Annotated in this window: 1 protein-coding gene; it reads left to right on the top strand. The window is 44.8% G+C overall.

Going from position 1 to position 230, the window contains the following annotated elements:
• Positions 1-230: S8 family serine peptidase (locus ACRHOZ_RS21675; RefSeq protein ID WP_431130497.1), on the top strand; the 230-nt coding region annotated here is incomplete at both ends.

Raw genomic sequence — 230 nt, 5'->3', positions numbered from 1 at the left:
AGATGGTGCGGATGTGTTAAACCTCTCCCTTGGGCAAGATTTAAATGTACCTGATCAGCCTGTAACATTAACGTTAGAACGAGCAGCGAAACTTGGTGTTACTACTGTCGTTTCAAATGGAAATGACGGACCAAAACCTTGGTCTGTTGATGCTCCCGGTAACGCAAGTAGTGTCATTTCTGTTGGAGCATCTACGGTTTCTATCCCGTTTCCAACATTCCAAGTAGCTG

Origin of the sequence: Flagellimonas flava (assembly GCF_050617915.1) — a bacterium.
Classification (GTDB): domain Bacteria; phylum Bacteroidota; class Bacteroidia; order Flavobacteriales; family Flavobacteriaceae; genus Flagellimonas; species Flagellimonas flava_A.
Note: the sequence above shows the minus strand (reverse complement) of the source record. Positions and strands in the feature narration are given on the sequence as shown.